Raw genomic sequence first — 20,902 nt, 5'->3', positions numbered from 1 at the left:
CTGGCGTCACCCCGGGGCAGCAACGGGATCATCCGCCCAGCAGCCGACGCCAACCTGACTTCGAGCGGGTCGGGGTCGCCGGGACAAGCAGGATGTCGATATGGTCATCGCCGCTGCGTCGATATTCCGCCATGATTTCGGCGACGGTCGCGGCGGGCGCATCCATGCGGCCGTCGACGACGCTGGCCCGGTAGCCGAGATCCGCGAAGAATTCGAGATACTGCTCGCCGGAGACACCCGAATTGCCTTCCAGCATGCCTGGGCTGAACTCGCTCACGATCGTCGGACGCCATTTCGCGATGACGTCGCGGGCGGCGGAAAGAACGAGATGCTCGGCGCCCTCGACATCGATCTTGATGAAGTCGATCGCGCGGTCGGGCGGCAGCAGTGCCTTGACCGGCAGGCAGGGCACGATCTGCGCCGTCATGAGGTCCGCGAGGTCGTTGCCGACAGGCCCGGTCATGCCGTTCGAGAACGCGGCGTTCAGCGTCAGCAGGCCCGGAGCCGTGCCAGCACCGCACGCCGCCACCGTCACATGGTGGAAGCCGTTGACCCGCCGGCTCGCCTCGAGCATGCGCACGTTCGCGAGGTTCGGCTCCACTGCCAGGACGAAGCCTTGCGGACCGACGAGGGAGGCTGCCAGCATCGAGAAGAAGCCGATATTGGCCCCGAGATCGATGACCCCCATGCCCGGCCGGAGGATGCTGCGGAACAGGGCGGCAACCGCCGGCTCGTAGACCCCCGCTGCCACATGCTTGCCGACGGCGAGATCGTCCTGCGACGTGTAGATGGAAAAGCCCTCGGCCTTGGTCAGCTGGACATCCAGCTCCTTCTGTGGCCCGAGCAGGCCGCGCTCGGCGCATTCGCGACTGTCGAGATAGCTTCTGACAACGTTGTGCAGGTCGTTCCCCGCCAGCCCGCTATGCCCCGGCCATTCCGCGGGCGAGGGATTCCGGCCAAGCAGAAGGCGGAAGCAGTAGTAGATGTCCTCGACCGAAGCCTGCGGGTTGAAGGCGTCGTCCGGTTTCCAGGGCGCAAGATCATCCATGGCATCGGTCCCCGGAATTTGAGCCGCGAGGGGCTGCCTGTATATCAAGCCCGCAGGCTGCTCGATCGGCGGAACGGGACGGATGATCAGGCAAGCTTCAGCCCTATTCCTCTTTGTGACGCTGGCATTGTTGTTGTTCGGCATGCCTCCGGATCCGAGAGCTGTCCTGCTTGACGGAGGCGCCGACGCCTACAGTTTCGTCTGGTTCCTTGAATGGTGGCCCTGGTCGATCGGACACGGTCTGAACCCGCTGGTCACCCATCTTATCTGGTTCCCCAAGGGCTACAACCTCGCCTGGGCGACGCCGGTCCCCACCGCCGCCCTGCTGGCTCTGCCAATCACCTGCCTGTTGAACGCCGTTGCCTCGTACAACCTGCTGATCCTCCTCGCACCTGCCACCGCCGCCTGGACCGCCTACCTGCTTGCGGCAAGGATCACCCGCGACTGGGCTGCATCGGTGACGGCCGGCATCCTGTTCGGCTTCTCCGCCTATGTCGCGGGCCAGATGCACGGGCATCTCAACCTGGCGTTGTCGTTCCTGATCCCGCTGGCGGTCCTCGTCGTCCTGCGCCGCGCCGGCAACGAACTCACCGCAGGCGGCTTGATCGCGCGGCTCGCAGTCATCGCGACCCTTCAGTTCGGCCTGTCGGTGGAAGTGTTTGCGAGCGGCTGCGTGTTCGCTTCCGTAGCACTCGGCCTGCACATCCTGGCGGCTCCCCGGCACTCTCGTCGTGCGGCGATCCGGCTGGCGGCGGAGGTGGCGCTGTCGGTGCTGATCGCTGGGATGCTGGTTTCGCCCTACCTGATCGAGATGGAAGCCGGGCGGAGTTCCGTTCCCGGGTTCGTCAACCCGCCGCATACGTACTCGACCGACATCGCCAATCTCGTGGTCCCGACTGCCAACACCTGGTTGTCACCCGGCGCCGCGAGGGCGATCGCAAGCCGGTTTCCCGGCAACGGGTCCGAGCAGGGCGGCTATCTGGGCCTGCCGCTGATCGTCATCCTCGTGATGTATTTCCTCGGTCGGCCGCCACGTCCGATGACCCGGGTGTTGTTGCCCTTGCTGCTGGTCGTCGCGATCGCAAGCCTGGGTCCGTCCCTGTGGGTGGCCGGCTACGAAACCGGGACAAAGCTGCCCTGGCTACCGATGACGCACCTGCCGCTGATCCGGGGCGCCCTGCCATCGCGCTTCAGCCTCTACGTCGCACTTGCCGCATCCCTTGCCGCTGCCTCGTGGCTGGCAACGGCACGCACGCGGAGTGGGCGGCGCCAGCGACTGGCACTTGGCCTCGTCGCCTGCGTCGTCATCCTGCCGGCTTCCGGATCGCCGGCATGGCAGGCGTCTCCACGGTTGCCCTTTTTCTCCCCGGCCAATATCCGCGCAGCGCTCGGTCGCAATCCCAACCTCCTGATCCTGCCATACGGGGATGCAGGCGCCGGAATGCTGTGGCAGGCGCAGTCCGGCATGGCATTCACCCAGTCCGGCGGCAACCTCAGTTTCGTTCCGAACGATTTCCAGCATCAGAGGATACTGCCGACCCTCTACGGCGCGCCGCCGACGGAGGTGTTCGCCAACGACATGACCGCCTTCTGTGTCGAGAACCGGGTGACCGCGGTCATTGCCGGCCCCGGCACTCCCGCCAGCCTGGCGACCGCCCTCGACGGGTTACCGTGGGTCAAGGAAAATTCCGGTGGCGTGCGCCTCTATCGTGTTCCGAAGCGGCCCCTGCGCTACGTCGCATTCGGCGCAGACTACTGGCCCGGGCTCGATGTCTGGGGCGTCATGGGCCGTCGCATGACAGTGGTTTCGCACGGCGGTCCGGGCCGTCTTCGTCTGAGCGCCGCGCTGCGGCCGCGATATTCGGTCTCGGTCACCATGAGCGGTGACGGCGCGCCTCGTGTCCTGGTCGTCAGCGGGTCGATACCGCTGGACATCGCCATCCCGGCGGACGTGCCGGTGACATTCGCGGCCGACAAGTCTTTCGTGCCTAACACGATCTGGCACAACGGCGACCGCCGGGTGGTGTCCCTGCTCGCCACGGTGTCACCTTGAGCCCGGCCGCCAGTGGCGTCGGGCGCGCGACGTCTTGCCTGTTCCTTCGGTGCGATCCGACAGCTGGTCGATCAACCGGCCAACGGCAACGCCGCGATGCCCCTCCTGCCAATGGTCCGCCGCGTCGTCCGCCGCCATGAAACCGGGCAGCGGCAGCAGCAGGGCGGCGCCGAGGCCGGCCAGCAACGGCTCGTAGGTGGCACGCAGGGCGACCAGGGTGCCGGCGCCCTGGGCGTCGCTGGTCCAGCGCAGCCCGCTACTCAGCAGCAGTGTTTCCAGCCTGGCATAGTCCTCCGGAGGCAGCCGGTCGACGCCCTGGAACGGCATCGGGGCGAGGTTGAGCGTCCGCGCCATTTCGACCACCACCTGGCGCGCCATGATGAAGGTCATGCGAGCCTGCAACGGCGGCATCTCGTCGAGGCCGACCAGGATCAGCGCGCAGGTGTCCATCACCGCGGTCAGCGCCGCCAGCCAGGACTGGTTGTCGTGCTGCGAGCGGTAATAGACCAGCATCGGGTAGGAGAGGTGGCTCTCCAGCAATTCCGACGCCCACACCTCCCACTCGCGCAGCAGATCGTCGAGCTTGTCCAGGCCGCGACCCTCGGCATGCCGGGTCAGCATGGTGCCGGCGGTCGGCGGCGAGCCGGCGCGGCCGTCGAGCTGGATCACGTGCGCCTCGCGACGCGAGAACAGCTGGTACAGCACCGGCAGGTAGCCGATCACCACGGCGATGAAGCCGATCCCGGAGCCGGCCTCGACCACGCTCAGCACGCGTCCGGCGGCGCTATGCGGCACCACGTCGCCGTAGCCGAGCGTGAAGAAGGTCACGCCGCTCATGTAGATCTGTTCGGAGAGGGCGGAGTGGCCGTGCGACCCCGGTGGCTGCAGCACCCATTCCAGCATGCCGAAGCCCACGATCAACGCGCCGGCCCAGAGCGCGAACAGCATCACCATCGACAGCGCGCCGAACAGGCTGAGGAAATGCTCCCGCCGCGAGCCGGCGCTGAGCTGACGCGCCAGCGCCGACCAGATCGCCCAGCCGCCGAAGAAGTAGTAGCGCATCAGCCGAACCTGCCGGTACACCCGGCGCGGCAGCAGCATGACCTCGAAGGCGTCCTGCAGCACGATAGCCAGCAGGACGGTTGCGAGCAGCCCGACCAGCAGCCGGGTCATCGACTGGCGACCGTCAGGTGCCCGGCAAGCTCACCCCGTTCGCTTCCGCGATCGAGGCGGCGAGGTGCGGCAGGTAGCGCTCGCCGTCGCCGCGCCCGACCGCCAGAGCCAGCGAGTTGCGCACCGCGCTCCCGACCGGGTTGGCGGCGGACAGCGCGCCTGCGACGTTGGACATGTAGGTCATGTCCTTCAGCGCGTTGCGCATGGTGAAGCGGTGCGCTTCCGGGTTGCCGCCGACCACGTAGTCGAAGAAGGTCTGGAAGAACGGGCAGTCCATGCGTCCGCCGGCCAGCACCTTGTGGATGATCTCGGGCGTGATACCGGACTTGGCGCCGAGCATCAGCGCCTCGGCATAGATCGCGGCATAGCCGAGCGAGACCGAGTTGTTCAGCAGCTTGAGCGTGTGGCCGGTGCCGACCTCGCCGGTCTCGACAACCCGCCGGGCGAAGCAGTTCAGCAGCGGCAGGGCCTCGGCGAGATCGGCCGGAGCGCCGCCCGCCATGACGTCGAGGGTGCCCTCCCAGGCCTCCTTCGGGCTGCGCGACAGCGGCGCGTCCACGATGCGGATGTTCTGCGGCGCGAGCCTGGCGGCGAGCTGGCGGGTGCTCTCCGGCTCCGAGGTGGAGCAGTCGATCAGCAGCAGCGGGCGACCCGCTGAGGCGAGACCGTCCGCCCCTAGCACCAGCGCCTCGACCTGCGGCGTGCCGGTGACGCACAGCACGATGCGGTCGCATTGCTCGGCCATGTCGCGCAGCGAGGTGGCCTCGGTGGCGCCACGGGTCTTGAGGTCCTCGACCGCCTCCGCCTTGCGGTGGCGCAGCACGACAAGCTCGAAGCCCTTCTCGACGATGTTCTTCGCCATCCCGTGTCCCATCAGCCCGACGCCGATGAAACCGACCTTGCCTTGTGCCATATCTATGGTCCCGTGCGGTGCGGGATGCCGTCCCTGGACATCCAATATTGTCCAGATATCATACATCTAGCGGCGCGTAATCTCCCGGAGGCCTCATGACTGCACAGCCACCCGGTTCCCCGCAGGTCAGCCTGTCGTTCGGGCGCTCCCATCTGCAGGTTGCCGTGCCGGACGGTGCCCATGCCACCATCATACGCAAGCGTCCGTTGCCGAAGCTCGCGGACGGCGCCGCCGCGATCCGGGGCGCCTTCGATGCGCCGGTCGGCAGCCCGCCGTTGCACGAGCTGGTGCGTGGCCGACGCAGCGCCTGCATCCTGATCTGCGACATCACCCGCCCGGTGCCGAACCACCTGTTCCTGCGGCCGATGATCGAGACGATGATCGCGGGCGGCATTCCGCGCGAGGCGATCACCGTGCTGGTCGCGACCGGCCTGCACCGCCCGAACGAGGGCGACGAACTGCGCGAGCTGGTCGGCGACGACTGGGTGCTCGATACCGTCCGCGTCGAGAACCATTTCGCGCGTGACGACGCGGCGCACGTCGATCTCGGCGTGACGGAAAAGCGCGGCACGCCGATCGGCATCGACCGCCGCTTCGTGGAGGCCGACCTGCGCATCGCTACCGGCCTGGTCGAGCCGCATTTCATGGCCGGCTGGTCGGGGGGCCGCAAGGTCGTCGCCCCCGGGGTTGCGCACCATGCCACCATACGCACCTTCCATTCGGCGCGGTTCATGGAGGATCCGCTGGCCATCCAGTGCAACTTGGTTGGCAATCCGCTGCACGAGGAGCAGCTCGAGATCGTGCGGCGCATCGGCGAGATCTATGCGCTGAACACCGTGCTCGACGAGGATCGCGACCTTGCCTGCGTAACCTTCGGCGAGATCATCGCAAGCCATCTGGCGGCGGTCGATTTCGTCACCGACGCCACCCATGTGCCGGCGCCGCGCCGGTATCATACCGTGGTGACGTCCTCGGCCGGCTATCCGCTCGACAAGACCTACTACCAGACCGTCAAGGGCATGGTGACGCCGCTGGACATCCTGGCGCCCGGCGGCACGCTGGTCATGGTCTCGGAATGCTCGGAGGGCTTCGGCTCGCCGGAATTCCGGGAGGCGCAGGAGCGGCTGGTCGCACTCGGCATGGAGAAGTTCCTCGCGACGCTGACGGCGAAGTCGCTGGCCGAGATCGACGAGTGGCAGACCGAGATGCAGCTCAAGCCGATGCGGCTGGGACGGGTGCTGCTCTACACCACCGGCCTCGACGCCGAGGAGCGCCGCATCACCGGGGTCGAGCTGATCGACGACGTGTCGGCGGCGATCGCGGACAGCATCCGTCGCAGCGGCGATCCGCATGTCGCCTTCATTCCGGAGGGGCCGTACGTGGTGCCCTATTGCGAGGATCAGGACCGGCCGGTCGCAGCCTGATGCCCGTCCGGCTGCTCACCCATCCGGATTGCATCGGGCACGATACCGGCCCGGGCCATCCGGAGTCGCCGGCCCGGCTGCAGGCCGTGTGGCAGGCGCTCGATCATCCGGATTTTGCGGCACTGCATCGCCACGAGGCGCCACGCGCAACCGAGGCGCAGCTACGACTTGCCCATTCCGCCGCCTATGTCGAGCGCCTGCTGGCGATGCGTCCGGCGGCACCCGCGCTGCAGCGGCTGGATGCCGACACGCTGGTCAGCGCCGGCAGCATCGAGGCCGCCCTGCGTGCCGCCGGCGCAGCCTGCGCGGCGGTGGATGCGGTGATGCAGGGCGAGTGCGAGGCCGCATTTGCCGCGGTGCGGCCGCCCGGGCACCATGCCGAGGCGGACCAGGCGATGGGTTTCTGCCTGTTCAGCAGCGCTGCGATCGCCGCCCTGCATGCGCGCGATCGATGGGGCCTGCAGCGCATCGCGATAGCGGATTTCGATGTGCATCACGGCAACGGCACGCAGGCGATCCTGCAGGACGATGCCGGGATGTTCTTCGCAAGCTCGCACCAGTCGCCCTGCTATCCCGGCACCGGCGCCGCCAGCGAGCATGGCGTTGCGAACAACGTGGTCAACCTGCCGCTGGCGCCGGGCAGCGGATCGCAGGCCTTCCGGCGCGGCTGGCGCGATATCGTCCTGCCGGCGCTGGAAGCCTTCTCGCCGGAGTTGCTGATCGTGTCGGCCGGGTTCGATGCGCACCGCGCCGACCCGCTGGCGCAGCTGATGCTGGAAGTGGACGATTTCCGCTGGATCACGCAGGAACTGATGGCGGTCGCGGACCGTCGTTGCGGCGGACGCGTCGTGTCGCTGCTCGAAGGCGGCTACGATCTCGATGCCCTCGCCGCATCGAGCGCCGCGCACGTGCGGGCGCTGATGCGGCGGTGACGTCCCCCGATCAGGCCAGCGTCTCGCCGAACAGCTCCTGCAGCGAAGCCCAGGAGCGCGCATCCGCCTCGGGGCTGTAGCGGATTGCGTCGGGCATGCCGCGCCGGGCCGCTTCCTGGTTGGTGAAGCTGTGCACCGTGTTGCCGTAGAGATGCATCTGCCAGTCGACGCCGGCGTCGCGCATCTCGGTCTCGAACTCGGCGCGCTGCTCGGCCGGGATCATCGGGTCGTCGGCACCGATGCAGACCAGCACACGCGCCTTGATCGCCTTCGCATCGGTCTTTGGGGCCGCGGTGCCGAGGCCGCTATGGAAGCCGACCACCGCCTTCAGATCGGCGCCGGAGCGGGCCAGCTCCAGCGACATGGTGCCGCCGAAGCAGAAGCCGATCGCAGCCACGCGGCCGGCATCCACTTCCGCGCGGGCGGTCAGCGCGTGCAGCCCGCCGGCGGCGCGCGCGCGGGTCTTGGACGGGTCGGCGAACAGCGGCTTCAGGAGCCCGATGGCCTGCTCGAGGTCGTCAACCAGCCGTGCATCGCCGTGCAGGTCACAGGCGAGCGCGACATAGCCCATCTTCGCCAGCCGCTCGGCGCGGGAGATCGCGTGCTCGCTGAGGCCGAACGCCTCGGGGAACACCAGCACGCCGGCGCGCGGTCCGGTGCCCGGCTCGAAGAACAGCTCGCTCTTCATGGTAAGGCCGTCGGCCTCGTAGGTCAGGGTTTCGCGGTGCATGATGCGTCCTGTCGGAAAGGGGATCGGCGTTTGAAGGCACCAGCATGAGCCCGGTTTCCGCCCGTCGGCATGCAATCGCCCGCTGGCCGCTGGTGGTAGTCTACCTGGCCGCCGGGATCTTCCACCTGTCGACGCCCGGCACCTTCGTGATGATCACGCCGGACTGGGTGCCGTTCAAGCGCGACGTCATCCTCGCCACCGGGCTGTGCGAGATCGCCGGTGCGATCGCGCTCAACACCCGCCTGCGCCACGCCGCGGGCATCGCGCTGGCGCTGTACGCGGTCTGCGTCTACCCGGCCAACATCAAGCACGCCTTCGAGGGCCTGCCGCCCGGCCAGGTGCAGCTCGGCTGGTGGTACCATGCGCCGAGACTGGCGCTGCAACCGGTGCTGGTGTGGTGGGCGCTCTATGCTGGTGACGTCGTCGACTGGCCGTTCAACCGATCACGCCGGATGCCACAGGCGCGCTGAAGCCCCGGCACGGCCTTGCACCGGATCCTGGTCCGGGACAGGCAACGCCTGCATGCGCTCCAGCTCCGCCGGGTCCGGTGCGTCGCGCCTGGTGTCCCAGTCCTGGCCGGCGGGATAGGCGCCGATCACCAGGAAGTCCGCGCTGGAGCCGAGATTGCAATGGCCGGTGCCGGCGGGCAGCAGCACCGCGTCGCCGGCCTGCACCCGCACCGTGCGGCCGTTCGGTCCGCCGAGCTGCAGGCGTGCGCTGCCGGCGGCGAAGCCGAGCACCTCGTGCGCCGTCGAGTGGTAGTGGTGGAACGGGTAGACCCCGTTGCGCCACTGCGGCGGCCAGCCGTTCGCCTCGAAACGGCTTTCGAACGCGCGTGCGGGATCGCCGTCGGCGGGGCTGATCGCGGCCCGGTACAGCAGCACCGGCAGCCGGGCATTGTTCGGCACCCAGCCGCCCGGTCCCAGCAGGAAATGCTCGACCTCGCTCACGGCTTCGCGGCCTGGCCCTCCTGGAGGAAGCTTTCGAACGCCGTCTTGTATTCCGGATGCCAGCGCGACAGCGGCGGCCGGTTCTGCACGATGTCGCCCATCGCCCAGGTCATGCGGCGCTCGTCGGTAGGCCGGTCGACGTCGTTGTCCGGGCACAGGATGTAGAAGTCGCCGGCCTCGATTCCGGCCAGCATGAAGTCCGCGGTCTGCTCCGGGGTCCAGGCGGCGGCGGGCTTCTCGGTGCGGTCGCCGGCGGTCAGGCCGGTGAACACGAAGCCGGGGATCAGCAGGTGGGCTGCGACCTTGCAGCCCTCGGTGTTGCGCAGCTCATGCTGCAGCGTCTCGGTGAATACCTTCACGCCGGCCTTGGAGACGTTGTAGGCGGCATTGCCGGGCGGCGTGGTGATGCCCTGCTTGGAGCCGGTATTGATCACCAGCGCAGGGCGGCCGTGCGCGATCATCGCCGGCACGAAAGCCTGTGTGCCATGCACCACGCCCCACAGGTTGACGTCGATGATGCGCGACCATGCATCCCCGCCGTGGATGGCGGTGCTGGCCGGCTGGATGCCGGCATTGTTCATCAGCACGTCGGGCGGCCCGAAGCGTTCGAGCACGGCGTCGCGCACCCGGTCGATCTCCTCCCGGCGTCCGACATCCGCCGCCACCGTAAGGATGTCGGCGGCGCCCTCGATCTCCGCCGCCGCTGCCTGCAGCCGCGCCGGATCCAGGTCCACCAGACACAGCCTCATCCCGAAGGCAGCAAACCGCTTCGCGCTCGCGAGGCCGATCCCGGACGCGCCCCCGGTGATGACGGCGAGGTTGGTTTTGGCGAAGGCCGGATGCGGCATGGCGGTTGGTCCTGCGGCGAGAGGGTCAGACAAAAGCAAGCGCCGCCCGCACCGCCTCCGAGCGCGGGATCGGGTCGACCGCGCCGAACCCCATCGTCGACAGGGCGGCGGCACAGCCGGCGTAACGCAGCGCGGCCTCCGGTGGATCGCCGGCGATGATGCGAGCGAGAAAACTGCCGCAGAACGTGTCGCCGGCGCCGGTCGCGTCGATCGGGCTGCAGGGATGCGGAGCGAGCCGGATGCGGCTGTCTCCGGTCGCCAGCATGGCGCCCTGTGCGCCCATCTTCAGCACCACCAGCCGCGGCCCGAGCCGGAGATAGAAGTCGGCGACCGCGTCGGGATCGGCAAGGCCGGTGAGGGCGGCGGCGTCGTCCAGGCCCGGAAGGGCGATGGAGGCGCCGCGTACCGCCTCGTGGATGAGGCCGGCCGCACGACGCGCCGGCCACAGCCTGGGACGGTAGTTGGTATCGACCGACACCTCGGCGCCGGCCGCTCGCGCGACGTCGATCGCCTCGAACACCGCATCGGCGGCGCTGATGGAGATGCCGAGGCTGATGCCGGATGCGTGCAGCACATGCGCCGCGCCGATCGCGGCAAGCGGCAGGTCGGACACGCCGTAGGCGCTCGCCGCCGAGCCGCTGCGGTAGTAGCTGAAATGATGCCCGGCCTCGTCGTGGCTGACGAAATAGATGCCGGTCGGGCGGCCGGGGTCGCGGCGCACGTAGGCCGAGCCAACCCCTTCGCGCTCCCACAGCGCCATCAGGCTGTCGCCGGCAGTGTCGGTGCCGACCGCACTGAGATACGCCACGTGGGCACCCTGGCGGGCGGCGGCGATCGCCACGTTCGAGGTATCGCCGCCGAAATGCGGCACGAAGCTCTCGCCGGCAGGACTGCCGCGGCGCGCGCCCGAGTTGAACTCCAGCAGCGGCTCCCCGAGGCAGAGCAGGGCGAAGGGTCCGACGCTGCGCTCATCCACTGGTCTTCGGTCCCCTTGCCGTCACTGGCCGCATGCTGGTCCGGCCGCGCCGCCGCTGTCCATCCACCGGTGACGCCTTGATGACAACGGTTGCACGGCTTTGTGTTTTCCGGGGCTTTTGCTAGATCCTGACCCGGATGATCTCGGAAGTCCTGTCCTGGTATGCGCAGCAGATGCGCGGCTTGGTGCCAGCGCGCCTCGCCGCCGCGGACCCGGCGGACGTCAATGCCCTGCTGGTCACGCCGCGTCCGGGACAGGAGCCGCCTACCAGCCTTGCCGTCAGCCTGCGTCGCAACGACCAGGAGACCCTGCTGGGCATGCACCAGGCCGGCGACACCACGCTTCAGCGCCTGCGCGCCGAGCATCCCGCCGCCGTTCTGCTGCTGCGGCTGTCGCAGGACGCGCTGCTGGTGCGCGACGTCTCGCTGCCGATCGCGGCGGAAGCCGAATACGAACGCGTCCTGGGCTACGAGATGGACCGCCTGACGCCATTCTCTGCCGCCGACGTGTTCTGGACCGCGCACGTGCTGCGTCGCAACCGCGCCGCCGGCCGTCTCGACCTGCGCCTGCACCTGGTCCCGCGCGCCTGGGTCGCCGGCCCTCTCGCGCTGATGCAGGAGGCCGGCCTGCGACCGGCCGCCATCGAGGCTGCCGGGATCCCGCCGCTGCGCATCGCGCTCGCCCACGACACCCGCCATGGCAGCCGCGAGCGCCTGAAGCTACGGGTCGCGGCGGGCGCCTGCGCGGTCCTGGCCGTGCTTGCGATCGCGCTGCCGTTCGTCCTGCAATCGGCAGCCAGCGCCCGCGTCGAGCGCCGGATCACGGCGCTGCAGCCGCAGGTCGCCCAGGTGCAGGCGCTGCGCCGGACGCTGCTGGCCGGCAGCGCCGGGGCCGACGCCATCGCCGCCGCGCGCCGGCGGCTGGGCGATCCGCTGCAGCTGATGGCATCGCTCACCCGGGTGCTGCCGGACGACACCTATCTGAGCGACCTGGCGCTGCGTGCCGGCATCCTCACCCTCACCGGCCAGTCGGCCAGCGCGGTGCGGCTGATCCCGGCGCTCAGCGCGGATCCGGCCTTTGCGGCACCCGCCTTCTCGGCGCCGGTCACCCGCATCGAAGCCAGCAACACCGACCTGTTCTCGATCCGCGCACGGGTCGCCGCCCGCTGATGGCCGCACCGCAGGCGCTCTCCCTGCCGGACGGACAGCGCGGCCGCGTGCTGGCGCTGCTGCTTACCGTGGTGGTGCTGGCGCTGTTCTGGTGGGCGATCGTGAGCCCCATCCTTGGCTGGTATGCCGAGCGGCAGGACGCACTGGCGCAGCGCCAGGCGCTGGCGGCTCGCATGACGATGCTGGTGCAACGGCTGCCGGCGCTGCGCCAGCAGGTTCGCGATACCGCGCGCGCGGGCGACCCCGGTGCGCATGCCCTGGTCGAGGGCGGCAGCGACGCGGTGGCGGGTGCCGCGATCCAGGAGACCGTTGCCTCGCTCGCCACCGGCCTTGGCGTCAGCCTGTCCTCGACCGAAACCCTCGCCGGCGCGCCGGACGGCGCCTACCAGCGCGTCGGCGTGCGCGTCTCGCTCGATGCGCCGTTTCCGGTGGTAGTGCACCTGCTCGCCGCGATCGCCGCCGCCAGGCCAAGCCTGCTTGTCGACGACCTGCAGATGCATGGCGCCCGCATCCTGGGCCAGCCGGAATCCGCGCCGCTCAACGTCGCCTTCACCGTCCTCGGCTTCAGGCGTCCCGATCGCGGCGAGCCACAGCCGACCCCAGGCGGTGGCGTGACCGGCGATGCGGGCGGATAGGCATCATGCTGCGGTATCGATTTGTTGCGCTGGTTGCGCTGGCCGTCCTGCTCGTGGGAGCAATCGCCGCCGAACTTGCAAGCGCTGCAGGCGGAGAACAGGAGCGAGCGACAGCCATTCCGGCGAATCCGCGACCGATTGCAGCACCGGCCGGCCAGACCGCCGCGGGGGCGGTCGAAGCCGACGCCCAGCTTGCGGCGAGACGGCAGGAATACAGCCGCGTCATCCTGGAGCGCCCGCTGTTCAGCCCGTCGCGGCGCCCGAACGCAGCCGTGGCGGCTGCGGCGGCCACGCCGCCGCGGCTGGCCGGGATCATCCTCGGACCGACCGGCGACCACGCCATATTCGCCGGCAGCGGCGATGCGCGAGCCGTGCTGGCCGGGGTCGGCGCACAGGTCGGACCATACCAGATCCGCGCGATCAGCGCCGGCGGGGTGGATGTGACCGGACCGGACGGCAGGCAGCGCCTGCTTCCGCACTACGATGCCGGCGCGACATCCGCCGGCGCCGCGCAGCCGGGCCTTTCGGCGGCGCCCCCGCCGGGCGGCTCGATCCTCGACATGCTGCGGGCGCGCCTCAGGCCGGGAGGCGGCCAGCCCATCGCCAACCTCCCGGGTATCGCGATGCCAGGACCGTTCCGGCCGCAGGCGATCCCGACCGAGGCCGTTCCGCCCCCGGACGCCAACCTGCCCGCCAACGCCAACCCGTCCCGTCGATGACCGCCCCTCCTGTTGGTTGAAATAAAAAGCGACATGGCTCTGCCGCCCACCCGCCCGACCAGCCCCTCCGCGTCAAGATGCAGCCTGCTGCTTGCCAGCAGCGTGCTGGCCCTGCTGGCCGGCTGCAGCCCGCCCAGCGAGCCGGTGCTCGGGCCGCTGCCTGCCGGCAACGGTGCCTACCCGGCGGTCCGGCCGCGTCTCGATGGCGATCTCGGCGCGCCGACGGCGACCGGGCCGGCCCTGTACAGCTACGGCCGCGGTGGCTACGGCAACAGCCCGGGTGGCCGGGCGGCGGAAGGGGCGCCGAACGCCCGCATCGACCAGGGTGGCACCATCACGCTGGACTTCGCCGATACCGACATCCGCGATGCGGTGTCGCAGATCCTCGGCGCCCTGTTGCGCGTCAACTACACGATCGACCCGGCGGTGAAAGGCACCGTCACGCTGCATACCGCGACGCCGCTGACGACGCGGCAACTGCTGCCGACGATGCAGGCGCTGCTGGCGCAGGTCGGCGCCGAGATGCTGCAGTCGGGCGGGCTGTATCGCATCGTCAACGTGGGCGTGGCGGGCGGCGCGGGTGGCGGCGGCACGCCGAACATGGCGCTGGCGGAGGGCGCCTCGGTCGGCGGCGCATCGGCGGTGCAGCTTCGCTACGCCAACGCGGAGGATCTCGCCAAGGCGCTGCAGCCGTTCGTGGGCCAGGGCGCCAAGGTCACCGCCGTTCCCGGCAGCAACGCGCTGCTGATCGCGGGCGACCCGCAGGCGCGCAACACGCTGCTGGACATGATCTCGGCGTTCGACGTCGATGCGCTGGCGGGACAGTCGTACGCGCTGCTGCCGGTGGAGAGCGGCACCGCCAAGGACATGGCGACGTCGCTGCAGGACGCGCTGCGCGGCCAGAACAAGACGCTCGCCGACGTGGTGCGGGTGATCCCGATGAGCCGCGTCGATGCGGTGCTGGTGACCTCGCCGCAGCCCGCCTACATCACCGCGGCGCGTCGCCTGTTCGCGCTGGTCGAGCGCAGCCGGCGCAACAGCATCCGCGCCTGGCACGTCTACTACCTGCAGAACAGCCACGCCGACGACACCGCCAACCTGCTGCAGCAGGCCTTCACGCCGAACAACGTCACCGTGCAGCCGAGCGCGCCGCGCCAGTTGCCGCAGGGCGGCGCGCTGGGCGGCCAGCAATCCGGCAGCGGCAGCACGCTGGGATCCGGCAGTTCGCTCGGCGGCGGCAACTCGCTGAGCGGGTCGGGCGGCACCGGCGGCGGCAGCATCGGAGGCATCGGCGGCGGATCGATTTCCGGCGGCGGCAGCAGCGCCGGTTCGACCGGCGCGCCGTCGACGCCGCCCAGCGGTGGCGCCTCGTCGAATCCTCTGCTCGGCGGCCTCGACAATGCCGGCGGCGGCGGCAACGCCGAGAATACCATGCGCATCATTCCGAACACGCAGAACAACGCGGTGCTGGTCTACGGCACCGAGCACGAGACCGATGCGGTCAGCCAGATGCTGCGCCGGATCGACATCGTACCGTTGCAGGTGCGGATCGACGCCATCGTCGCCGAGGTCGACCTGAACGATAACCTGCAATACGGCACGCAGTTCTTCTTCAAGTCCGGCGGCATCAACGGCGTGCTGAGCAACGCCACCACCAGCACCGGGACGGTCACCAGCACCATCGCCGGTACGGTGGCGTCGATCGGGTTGGGGGCGACCTTGCCGGGTCTGGTGATCGGCGGCCTCGGCACCGGCGGCGGCCCGCTGGCGATCTCCGCGCTGCAGGCGGTCACCAAGGTGCATGTGCTGTCCTCGCCGGAATTGATGGTGGTGGACAACCAGCCGGCGCGCCTGCAGGTCGGCCAGCTGGTGCCGTACCAGAGCGGCACCGCGCAAAGCACGCTGACCAGCACTGCATCGATCGTGAGCCAGATCCAGTATCAGCCGGTCGGCGTGATCCTGGAGGTGACGCCACGCATCAACACCGGCGGCCTGGTGACCCTCGATGTCAGCCAGGAGGTCAGCACGGTAGCGACCGGCACCACCACCACCGGCGTCAACTCGCCGACGTTCAACACCCAGAACGTCAATTCGCGTGTGGTGGTGGCGGACGGACAGACCGTCGGCATCGCAGGCCTGATACGCGACAACACCACGAAGGCGAACAGCGGCATCCCGTGGCTGAAGGACATCCCGCTGCTCGGGTTGCTCGGCGGCACGCAGACCAACAGCCGCACGCGTCAGGAGCTGCTGGTGCTGATCACGCCGCATGTGGTGCGCGACCAGCATGATGCCCAGTCGCTGACGGAGGATCTGCGCGAGCACCTCAGCGACGCGGCTTCGGTGCCCTATGATTCCGTGGCGCCCAGCGGCAGCGCGGACCCGAACCAGCGGCTCAAGCGCAGCCTGGGCCTTGAACGCTGAGAAGCGGTCGCGTTCCAGGAGCGCGCGACGCGGGCTTCGCGCTGCTGATCGTGTTGTGGACGCTGTCGTTGCTGGCCTTGCTGATCAGCCAGATGGCAGGATCGGGGCGGCAGGCGGTGCGGCTTGCCGGCAACCTGCGGAACGCGGCGGCGCTGCAGGCGGCGGCCGATGGGGCGGTGCAGGAGGCCGGGTTCCATCTGCTTGCCGGGGGCAACGGGCACTGGGCGGCGAACGGGCTGGTGCATGAGCTGCGCCAGGACGGCGCGGATATGCGCGTGCGGATCGACAACCAGGCCGGGTTGATCAATCCCAGCATCGCCTCCGTCGAGCTGCTCGCCGGACTGTTGCGCGCCTGCGGTGCGGAGAGCGGTGCCGCGGTGCAGGCGGCTTCCGCCATGGTGGCGTGGCGCTATCCAGGTGCGCAGACGGATTTCGGGCCGGCGGCCTACCGGCAGGCCGGGCGCGACTACGCCCCGCCGGGTGCCGCCTTCGAGAGTATCGACGAGATCGGGCTGGTGCTCGGCATCACCCCGCCGCTGCTTGCCTGCATGGCACCGCACCTCTCGCTCTACCGCGACACCGACCCCGATCCGAATGCCGCCGACCCGGTGGTGCTGCGCGCCATCGAGATCGCGACCGGGGCGTCGCCGCAGGTGACCGGGCCTGCCGTCGACGAGACGGTCGTGATGGTCACCGCCGTCGCCACAGGGCCTGACGGGGCCCGCGCCAGCCGACGGGCGGTGCTGCGGGTGGCGGCGCCGAACCAGGCATCCGCGCAGGGTGCGGCTCCCGTTTCGCCGTTCGAGGTGATGACGTGGGAACGTTAGTCCCGGAAACGCTCAGCCTGCGCGGCACACGAAGCAGGCGGTGTCGATCTCGAAGCTGCCATCCTCCGAGAACCGGAAGTAGTCGCGCACCTCGGCGGGCGCCGTGGCCTGCAGCGAGCGGATCGCCTGCACGCGAAGCGCCTCGGTGGCGGTGCGGGCAATCCAGGCGGCGAACTCCAGCGGCAGCCGGCGCGGCGTGACGCTCTCCACCGGCAGGCCGGCACGCGCAAGCGCCGCCACCCAATCGGCCAGCGTGTGGTTGCGCACATGCGAGGCATCGCGCAGCAGCTCGATCGACTGCAGGGTGGTGTCGAGCAGGCCGGAAGCCGGGCTGATGGTGTCGATGAAGACCGCGTGCCCCTGCGGCCGGAGCACCCGCCGCGCCTCGCACAGGCCGGCTTCGAAGCCGAGCCAGTGATGCGCGCTGAACCGGGACAGCACCAGGTCGAAGGCGGCATCTGCGAACGGCAGCCGTTCCGCGGCACCCTGCCGCACTTCGATGTTGTCCAGGCCGCGCGTGCGGGCCTCCGAGGCGACCGCGTCCAGCATGCTCGGCGTCAGGTCGCAGGCGACCACGCGCGCGACATGCGGCGCCGCCCGGAAGCTGACATGGCCGCCGCCGCAGCCGAGATCGAGAACATCAGCGCCGTGCCCGACCTCGCGCAGCAACGCCTCGATCTGGTCGAGGTCCGCGCCGGTGCTGTGGGTGGTGCTGCTGACGTAGTCCTGCGCGCGGGCCGCATAGTGCCCGGCGACGAAGGCGTGTCCGGCGTCGTTGCCCATGGTCGGTTCCCTCCTGCCGGCAACCTTGATGCCCCTTCCGCCATGCTGCCGGAAGCCATAGATCTGCAGGACTGGCCTGCCCCGTAGGAGATACCGCCCGTGCCGACGCTGCTGCTGGCCTATCTCGTGCTATGCACCGCCTGGTGGGCGTTCGAGTTCTATGTCGGCCGTCGGCAGGCGGCCTGCGTGCAGCGCTACCGCGACCAGGTGCCGGCGGCCTTCGCGCAGAGCGTGACGCTTGAGGATCATCGCCGCTCGGCCGACTACACGCGCGACCGGCTGCGGCTCGACGCCATCGCCTCGATCGTCGACCTCGCCGTCACCTTCGTCGCCCTGCTGTGGGCGCTAGATTTCGTCACCGGACTGGTGTCCGGCTGGATGGCGCCCTCGATCGCGCGCAGCCTGGCGACCCTCGGCATCCTCTGGCTGTGTTCCAGCCTGCTATCGCTGCCGCTGTCGGCGGTGCGCGACCTCGGCCTGGAGCAGCGCTACGGGTTCAACCGCAAGACCCCCGGCCTGTTCCTGCGCGACCGGCTCAAGGCAATGCTGCTCACCGTCATCATCGGCGGCCCGCTTGTCGCCGGCATCCTGTGGGCGTTGCGCGATTTGCGCGGGCCATGGTGGGTCTATGTCTGGGCGGCGCTCACGGTGATCATGCTGGCGGCCCCAACCGTCTATGTCCGCGTCGTGGCACCCTGGTTCAACCGCTTCACGCCGCTCGACGGCGACCTCGCCGCTCGCCTGGAGGCGCTGCTCGTGCGCTGCGGTTTCCGCTCCGACGGGCTGTTCGAGATGGACGCATCCCGCCGCTCCAGCCGCGGCAACGCCTTCTTCGTGGGGTTCGGCCCGACCAAGCGCATCGTGCTGTTCGACACGCTGCTGGAAAAGCATGCCCCGGACGAGATCGAAGCGATCGTCGCGCACGAACTCGGGCACTTCAAGCATCGCCACACCCTGACCGGCGCGTTGCGCGGCATCGTCAGCCTGTTCGCGATGCTGGCAGTGGTGGGCTGGCTGTGCCGGCAGCCCTGGCTGCTGCCCGGCTTCGGCATGCGCCACGCCGATCCGGCGCTCGCCCTGCTGCTCGGCTTCATGCTGGCCTCGGCGGCCTCCCCGGTGTTCGGGCTGTTCGGGCGCGCGATCTCGCGCCGGCACGAGTTCCAGGCGGACGATTTCGCCCGCTCGATGGTTGGCGCCGCACCGATGGTGTCGGCGCTGACCCGGCTGGCGCGCGACAATGCCAGCACGTTGACGCCGGATCCGCTGTTCTCGCTGGTGCACGACACCCATCCGCCGGTGCCGGTCCGGGTCGCTCACTTGCTCGCGTGACCTGGAACCTGCGGAGGGCCGCAGCGGTTGTCTGGGGGATAGCCCGGGCAAGGATGATGGCGAGATGAGCGAAAAGGACTTCCCGGTGCCGTTGCAGGGCCAATGCCGCTGCGGCGTGCTCACTTACCGGATCACCAGCGCCCCGAAATTCTCCTTTGCCTGCCATTGCACGGACTGCCAACAGCTCACCTCGAGTGCGTTCTCGATGGGCCTTGCGGTGGACAAGGCCAGCTTCGAACTGAAGGGCGAGCCGCATCGCTGGAGCAAGGTCGGCAGCAGCGGCAAGGAAAGCCACCAGTTCACCTGTCCGTTCTGCACCGGCTGGACGCATACCGAGACCGAAAGCCATCCCGGCGTGGTCGTGGTGCGCCCGAGCACCCTCGACGACCATCGCTGGTTCCGCCCGATCGCCCAGCTCTATACCCGGAGCGCCTACCCGTGGGCGCTGATGCCGGTGCAGTTCAGCTTCGAGACCGAGTTCGAGGATCCCGCGCCGCTGGCGGAAGCGTTCGCGGCAGGCGGCATCAGGCCGTAGTCAGGGCGCCGCGCTCGGCCACGATCGCGCGCAGTCCGGCAAGCAGTTGCTGGACGCCGGCGGACCCGTCCAGCAACTGATCGACCGGTGCCGCCTCGGCGGCCTGCCGCAGCAGTTCCGCCTGTCCGGCCAGCATGCGGTCCGCCGCGACCAGGCGGTCGAGGGTGGCTTTCTCCTGGTGCAGGCGCTGGGTGACGCGATCGTTCTCCGGCACCGGCAGGGCGGCGATCAGGCCCTGCAGTCCGGAGATCTCGCGTCCCAGCTCTTCCAGCTTCGACGCGGTCGCGATGGCGACTGGATCGGGACGCGGATGCTCGCGCGACAGCGGCGGCATCGCACGGCGGAATTCCGCCTCCCGCTCCGAGACGCTTCGCCGCGCGGCACCCAGGAGGTCCGAGACCCGCGACCGGATCAGCAGGCTGTCGGCGCGCAGCTGGTTCTCGACGCGGTAGAAATTGTAGCCCCAGCCATAGAACAGGTTGACCGCGACCTGCTCGATCCGGTCGAGATCGTAGAAACCGGGCATCAGGTGGCAGGCCCCGTGCCGCGGAATCCGGCTGCCTCGCCGAGCGGGATGGTGCCGAGCACCTGGCTGCCGATGTTGAAGGGCGCGCCGACCGCGGCATTGGGGGCCGACACCAGCCCGGCATTGGCCATCGACATCGCCAGGTAGTAGCGCACCGCCTCGATCGGGGTCAGCCCGAACGCCTTCAGCGAGATCAGCTGGCGCATCCGCTCGTCCTTCGGCAGCACCAGGATCTTCAGGTCGTTCAGCATGATGCCATACACGCGCAGGAAGTCGGCGAGGTGGCCCTTCACGCTCTCCCGCAACTCGCCGATGCGCTCGTTGATGTTCTCCAGCGGCGTGACCTGGATCACCTGGTTGATGGCCTGCTCGATCGCCGGGCCGGCATAGGCCGAGATCTCGTCGGTGTTGATCACCGAGCCGTTGAACGGCAGGTGCTGGATCAGGTCCAGCGCCTCCTGCTTGGTGTCGATGTGGATGTAGTAGTCGGCCTGCCACGATACCTCGGCCATCTCCGCGGTGGTCGCGGTGCCGGCGCTACGCACCAGCAGCTTCGAGCGGTTGATGTAGATGACCTCGTACACCCAGGGCGAGGAGCCGCCGAAGAAGCCCTGGCTGATCGAGCCGAACAGCGGCTTGTCCGGCGTGGTCAGCGGATACTGGCCGGTCTCGTAGACCTGCAGGATGGCGCCGCGGCTCTTCAGCACGCAGAAATGGTTGCTCTCGACCGTCAGCAGCGAGCCGGAGACTATGTTCTGGTCGTCCGCCAGCTTGAGGGCGACGTTCTTGGTGCCGAGCAGGTCGACACCCCGCGGATCGAGGGCCGTGATGACCTGACGGGTGATCGCCATGCGGAAGCTCCGAGCGTGGGTGTCGACACGTGGTTCATACCACCGGCGCATCGACGA

The 20,902-nt window shown here is 69.4% G+C and carries 21 protein-coding genes; 11 read left to right on the top strand and 10 right to left on the bottom strand.

Annotated features, from left to right (window positions below; translation table 11 throughout):
• Positions 1-28: 28 nt before the first annotated feature.
• Positions 29-1,048, bottom strand: coding sequence for an FkbM family methyltransferase (locus tag FE263_RS16085; RefSeq protein WP_171034146.1), 1,020 nt, complete (start codon positions 1,046-1,048; stop codon positions 29-31).
• 142 nt (positions 1,049-1,190) lie between these two features.
• Here FE263_RS16085 and FE263_RS16080 point away from each other — a divergent pair, with 142 nt between their 5' ends.
• Complete coding sequence (locus FE263_RS16080) at positions 1,191-3,101, top strand: hypothetical protein (RefSeq protein ID WP_138327060.1); 1,911 nt, start codon at positions 1,191-1,193, stop codon at positions 3,099-3,101.
• Here the strand turns inward: FE263_RS16080 and FE263_RS16075 are convergent.
• Together FE263_RS16075 and FE263_RS16070 are read right to left on the bottom strand one after the other, a co-directional pair.
• Positions 3,093-4,274 carry a potassium channel family protein gene (locus tag FE263_RS16075; protein ID WP_138327059.1) on the bottom strand — a complete coding sequence of 394 codons (1,182 nt, stop codon included), beginning with the start codon at positions 4,272-4,274 and terminating at the stop codon, positions 3,093-3,095. The genes FE263_RS16080 and FE263_RS16075 overlap by 9 nt on opposite strands.
• Before the next feature lie 13 nt (positions 4,275-4,287).
• Complete coding sequence (locus FE263_RS16070) at positions 4,288-5,187, bottom strand: NAD(P)-dependent oxidoreductase (protein ID WP_138327058.1); 900 nt, start codon at positions 5,185-5,187, stop codon at positions 4,288-4,290.
• 95 nt (positions 5,188-5,282) lie between these two features.
• Between FE263_RS16070 and FE263_RS16065 the strand changes: the two genes are divergently transcribed.
• Both FE263_RS16065 and FE263_RS16060 read left to right on the top strand, forming a co-directional pair.
• A complete protein-coding gene (locus FE263_RS16065; protein ID WP_138327057.1) occupies positions 5,283-6,611 on the top strand; it encodes a nickel-dependent lactate racemase family protein in 1,329 nt (442 codons plus the stop codon).
• Complete coding sequence (locus tag FE263_RS16060) at positions 6,611-7,543, top strand: histone deacetylase family protein (RefSeq protein ID WP_138327056.1); 933 nt, start codon at positions 6,611-6,613, stop codon at positions 7,541-7,543. The genes FE263_RS16065 and FE263_RS16060 overlap by 1 nt, the downstream gene beginning before the upstream one ends.
• Positions 7,544-7,553: 10 nt before the next feature.
• Here FE263_RS16060 and FE263_RS16055 read toward each other — a convergent pair whose 3' ends face one another.
• Positions 7,554-8,273: a dienelactone hydrolase family protein gene (locus FE263_RS16055; protein ID WP_138327055.1), complete on the bottom strand. Its 720-nt coding sequence runs from the start codon at positions 8,271-8,273 to the stop codon at positions 7,554-7,556.
• Between the two features lie 44 nt (positions 8,274-8,317).
• On the opposite strand from FE263_RS16055, the gene FE263_RS16050 reads away from it, so the two are divergent.
• Positions 8,318-8,743 (top strand): DoxX family protein, encoded by a 426-nt coding sequence (locus FE263_RS16050; protein WP_138327054.1) that lies wholly within the window; start codon positions 8,318-8,320, stop codon positions 8,741-8,743.
• Here FE263_RS16050 and FE263_RS16045 read toward each other — a convergent pair.
• From FE263_RS16045 to FE263_RS16035, 3 genes are read right to left on the bottom strand one after another with little or no spacing between them, the layout of a single operon-like run.
• Positions 8,717-9,223: a cupin gene (locus tag FE263_RS16045; protein ID WP_240759783.1), complete on the bottom strand. Its 507-nt coding sequence runs from the start codon at positions 9,221-9,223 to the stop codon at positions 8,717-8,719. The genes FE263_RS16050 and FE263_RS16045 overlap by 27 nt on opposite strands.
• Positions 9,220-10,071: an SDR family NAD(P)-dependent oxidoreductase gene (locus FE263_RS16040; protein ID WP_138327053.1), complete on the bottom strand. Its 852-nt coding sequence runs from the start codon at positions 10,069-10,071 to the stop codon at positions 9,220-9,222. The genes FE263_RS16045 and FE263_RS16040 overlap by 4 nt, the downstream gene beginning before the upstream one ends.
• A gap of 25 nt (positions 10,072-10,096) precedes the next feature.
• The gene (locus FE263_RS16035) at positions 10,097-11,047 is read right to left on the bottom strand and encodes a sugar kinase (protein ID WP_205880409.1); all 951 of its coding nucleotides are present in this window, start codon (positions 11,045-11,047) and stop codon (positions 10,097-10,099) included.
• Between the two features lie 137 nt (positions 11,048-11,184).
• On the opposite strand from FE263_RS16035, the gene FE263_RS16030 reads away from it, so the two are divergent.
• The 5 genes from FE263_RS16030 (at position 11,185) to FE263_RS16010 (ending at position 16,821) form a co-directional block, all read left to right on the top strand.
• Positions 11,185-12,216 (top strand): PilN domain-containing protein, encoded by a 1,032-nt coding sequence (locus FE263_RS16030; RefSeq protein ID WP_138327052.1) that lies wholly within the window; start codon positions 11,185-11,187, stop codon positions 12,214-12,216.
• Positions 12,216-12,851, top strand: coding sequence for a type II secretion system protein GspM (gene gspM / locus FE263_RS16025; RefSeq protein WP_138327051.1), 636 nt, complete (start codon positions 12,216-12,218; stop codon positions 12,849-12,851). The genes FE263_RS16030 and gspM overlap by 1 nt, the downstream gene beginning before the upstream one ends.
• A gap of 5 nt (positions 12,852-12,856) precedes the next feature.
• Positions 12,857-13,570 carry a hypothetical protein gene (locus tag FE263_RS16020; protein WP_138327050.1) on the top strand — a complete coding sequence of 238 codons (714 nt, stop codon included), beginning with the start codon at positions 12,857-12,859 and terminating at the stop codon, positions 13,568-13,570.
• A 33-nt stretch (positions 13,571-13,603) separates the two neighbouring features.
• Complete coding sequence (gene gspD / locus FE263_RS16015; protein ID WP_138327049.1) at positions 13,604-15,994, top strand: type II secretion system secretin GspD; 2,391 nt, start codon at positions 13,604-13,606, stop codon at positions 15,992-15,994.
• A gap of 68 nt (positions 15,995-16,062) precedes the next feature.
• On the top strand, positions 16,063-16,821 hold the full coding sequence (locus tag FE263_RS16010; protein WP_138327048.1) for a type II secretion system protein GspK: 759 nt from the start codon (positions 16,063-16,065) through the stop codon (positions 16,819-16,821).
• Between the two features lie 12 nt (positions 16,822-16,833).
• On the opposite strand, the gene FE263_RS16005 is transcribed toward FE263_RS16010, so the two are convergent.
• A complete protein-coding gene (locus FE263_RS16005) occupies positions 16,834-17,604 on the bottom strand; it encodes a class I SAM-dependent methyltransferase (RefSeq protein WP_138327047.1) in 771 nt (256 codons plus the stop codon).
• Between the two features lie 99 nt (positions 17,605-17,703).
• Between FE263_RS16005 and FE263_RS16000 the strand changes: the two genes are divergently transcribed.
• Both FE263_RS16000 and FE263_RS15995 read left to right on the top strand, forming a co-directional pair.
• A complete protein-coding gene (locus FE263_RS16000) occupies positions 17,704-18,933 on the top strand; it encodes a M48 family metallopeptidase (protein WP_138327046.1) in 1,230 nt (409 codons plus the stop codon).
• A gap of 64 nt (positions 18,934-18,997) precedes the next feature.
• The gene (locus FE263_RS15995; RefSeq protein ID WP_138327045.1) at positions 18,998-19,468 is read left to right on the top strand and encodes a GFA family protein; all 471 of its coding nucleotides are present in this window, start codon (positions 18,998-19,000) and stop codon (positions 19,466-19,468) included.
• Here FE263_RS15995 and FE263_RS15990 read toward each other — a convergent pair.
• Both FE263_RS15990 and FE263_RS15985 read right to left on the bottom strand, forming a co-directional pair.
• Positions 19,458-19,994 (bottom strand): hypothetical protein, encoded by a 537-nt coding sequence (locus FE263_RS15990; protein WP_138327044.1) that lies wholly within the window; start codon positions 19,992-19,994, stop codon positions 19,458-19,460. The genes FE263_RS15995 and FE263_RS15990 overlap by 11 nt on opposite strands.
• On the bottom strand, positions 19,994-20,845 hold the full coding sequence (locus FE263_RS15985; RefSeq protein WP_138327043.1) for an SPFH domain-containing protein: 852 nt from the start codon (positions 20,843-20,845) through the stop codon (positions 19,994-19,996). Before FE263_RS15985 ends, FE263_RS15990 begins: the two co-directional genes overlap by 1 nt.
• Positions 20,846-20,902 lie beyond the last annotated feature (57 nt).

Origin of the sequence: Lichenicoccus roseus, assembly GCF_005844085.1 — a bacterium.
GTDB classification, from domain to species: Bacteria; Pseudomonadota; Alphaproteobacteria; order Acetobacterales; family Acetobacteraceae; genus Lichenicoccus; species Lichenicoccus roseus.
The sequence above is the reverse complement of the archived record's forward strand: the minus strand, read 5'-3'. Positions and strand labels throughout refer to the sequence as shown.

Coding starts and splice junctions, on each gene's coding strand:
- FE263_RS16085 (WP_171034146.1), bottom strand. CDS start 1,048: ATGGATGATCTTGCGCCCTGGAAACCGGACGACGCCTTCAACCCGCAG.
- FE263_RS16080 (WP_138327060.1), top strand. CDS start 1,191: ATGCCTCCGGATCCGAGAGCTGTCCTGCTTGACGGAGGCGCCGACGCC.
- FE263_RS16075 (WP_138327059.1), bottom strand. CDS start 4,274: ATGACCCGGCTGCTGGTCGGGCTGCTCGCAACCGTCCTGCTGGCTATC.
- FE263_RS16070 (WP_138327058.1), bottom strand. CDS start 5,187: ATGGCACAAGGCAAGGTCGGTTTCATCGGCGTCGGGCTGATGGGACAC.
- FE263_RS16065 (WP_138327057.1), top strand. CDS start 5,283: ATGACTGCACAGCCACCCGGTTCCCCGCAGGTCAGCCTGTCGTTCGGG.
- FE263_RS16060 (WP_138327056.1), top strand. CDS start 6,611: ATGCCCGTCCGGCTGCTCACCCATCCGGATTGCATCGGGCACGATACC.
- FE263_RS16055 (WP_138327055.1), bottom strand. CDS start 8,273: ATGCACCGCGAAACCCTGACCTACGAGGCCGACGGCCTTACCATGAAG.
- FE263_RS16050 (WP_138327054.1), top strand. CDS start 8,318: ATGAGCCCGGTTTCCGCCCGTCGGCATGCAATCGCCCGCTGGCCGCTG.
- FE263_RS16040 (WP_138327053.1), bottom strand. CDS start 10,071: ATGCCGCATCCGGCCTTCGCCAAAACCAACCTCGCCGTCATCACCGGG.
- FE263_RS16030 (WP_138327052.1), top strand. CDS start 11,185: ATGATCTCGGAAGTCCTGTCCTGGTATGCGCAGCAGATGCGCGGCTTG.
- gspM (WP_138327051.1), top strand. CDS start 12,216: ATGGCCGCACCGCAGGCGCTCTCCCTGCCGGACGGACAGCGCGGCCGC.
- FE263_RS16020 (WP_138327050.1), top strand. CDS start 12,857: ATGCTGCGGTATCGATTTGTTGCGCTGGTTGCGCTGGCCGTCCTGCTC.
- gspD (WP_138327049.1), top strand. CDS start 13,604: ATGGCTCTGCCGCCCACCCGCCCGACCAGCCCCTCCGCGTCAAGATGC.
- FE263_RS16005 (WP_138327047.1), bottom strand. CDS start 17,604: ATGGGCAACGACGCCGGACACGCCTTCGTCGCCGGGCACTATGCGGCC.
- FE263_RS15995 (WP_138327045.1), top strand. CDS start 18,998: ATGAGCGAAAAGGACTTCCCGGTGCCGTTGCAGGGCCAATGCCGCTGC.
- FE263_RS15990 (WP_138327044.1), bottom strand. CDS start 19,994: ATGCCCGGTTTCTACGATCTCGACCGGATCGAGCAGGTCGCGGTCAAC.
- FE263_RS15985 (WP_138327043.1), bottom strand. CDS start 20,845: ATGGCGATCACCCGTCAGGTCATCACGGCCCTCGATCCGCGGGGTGTC.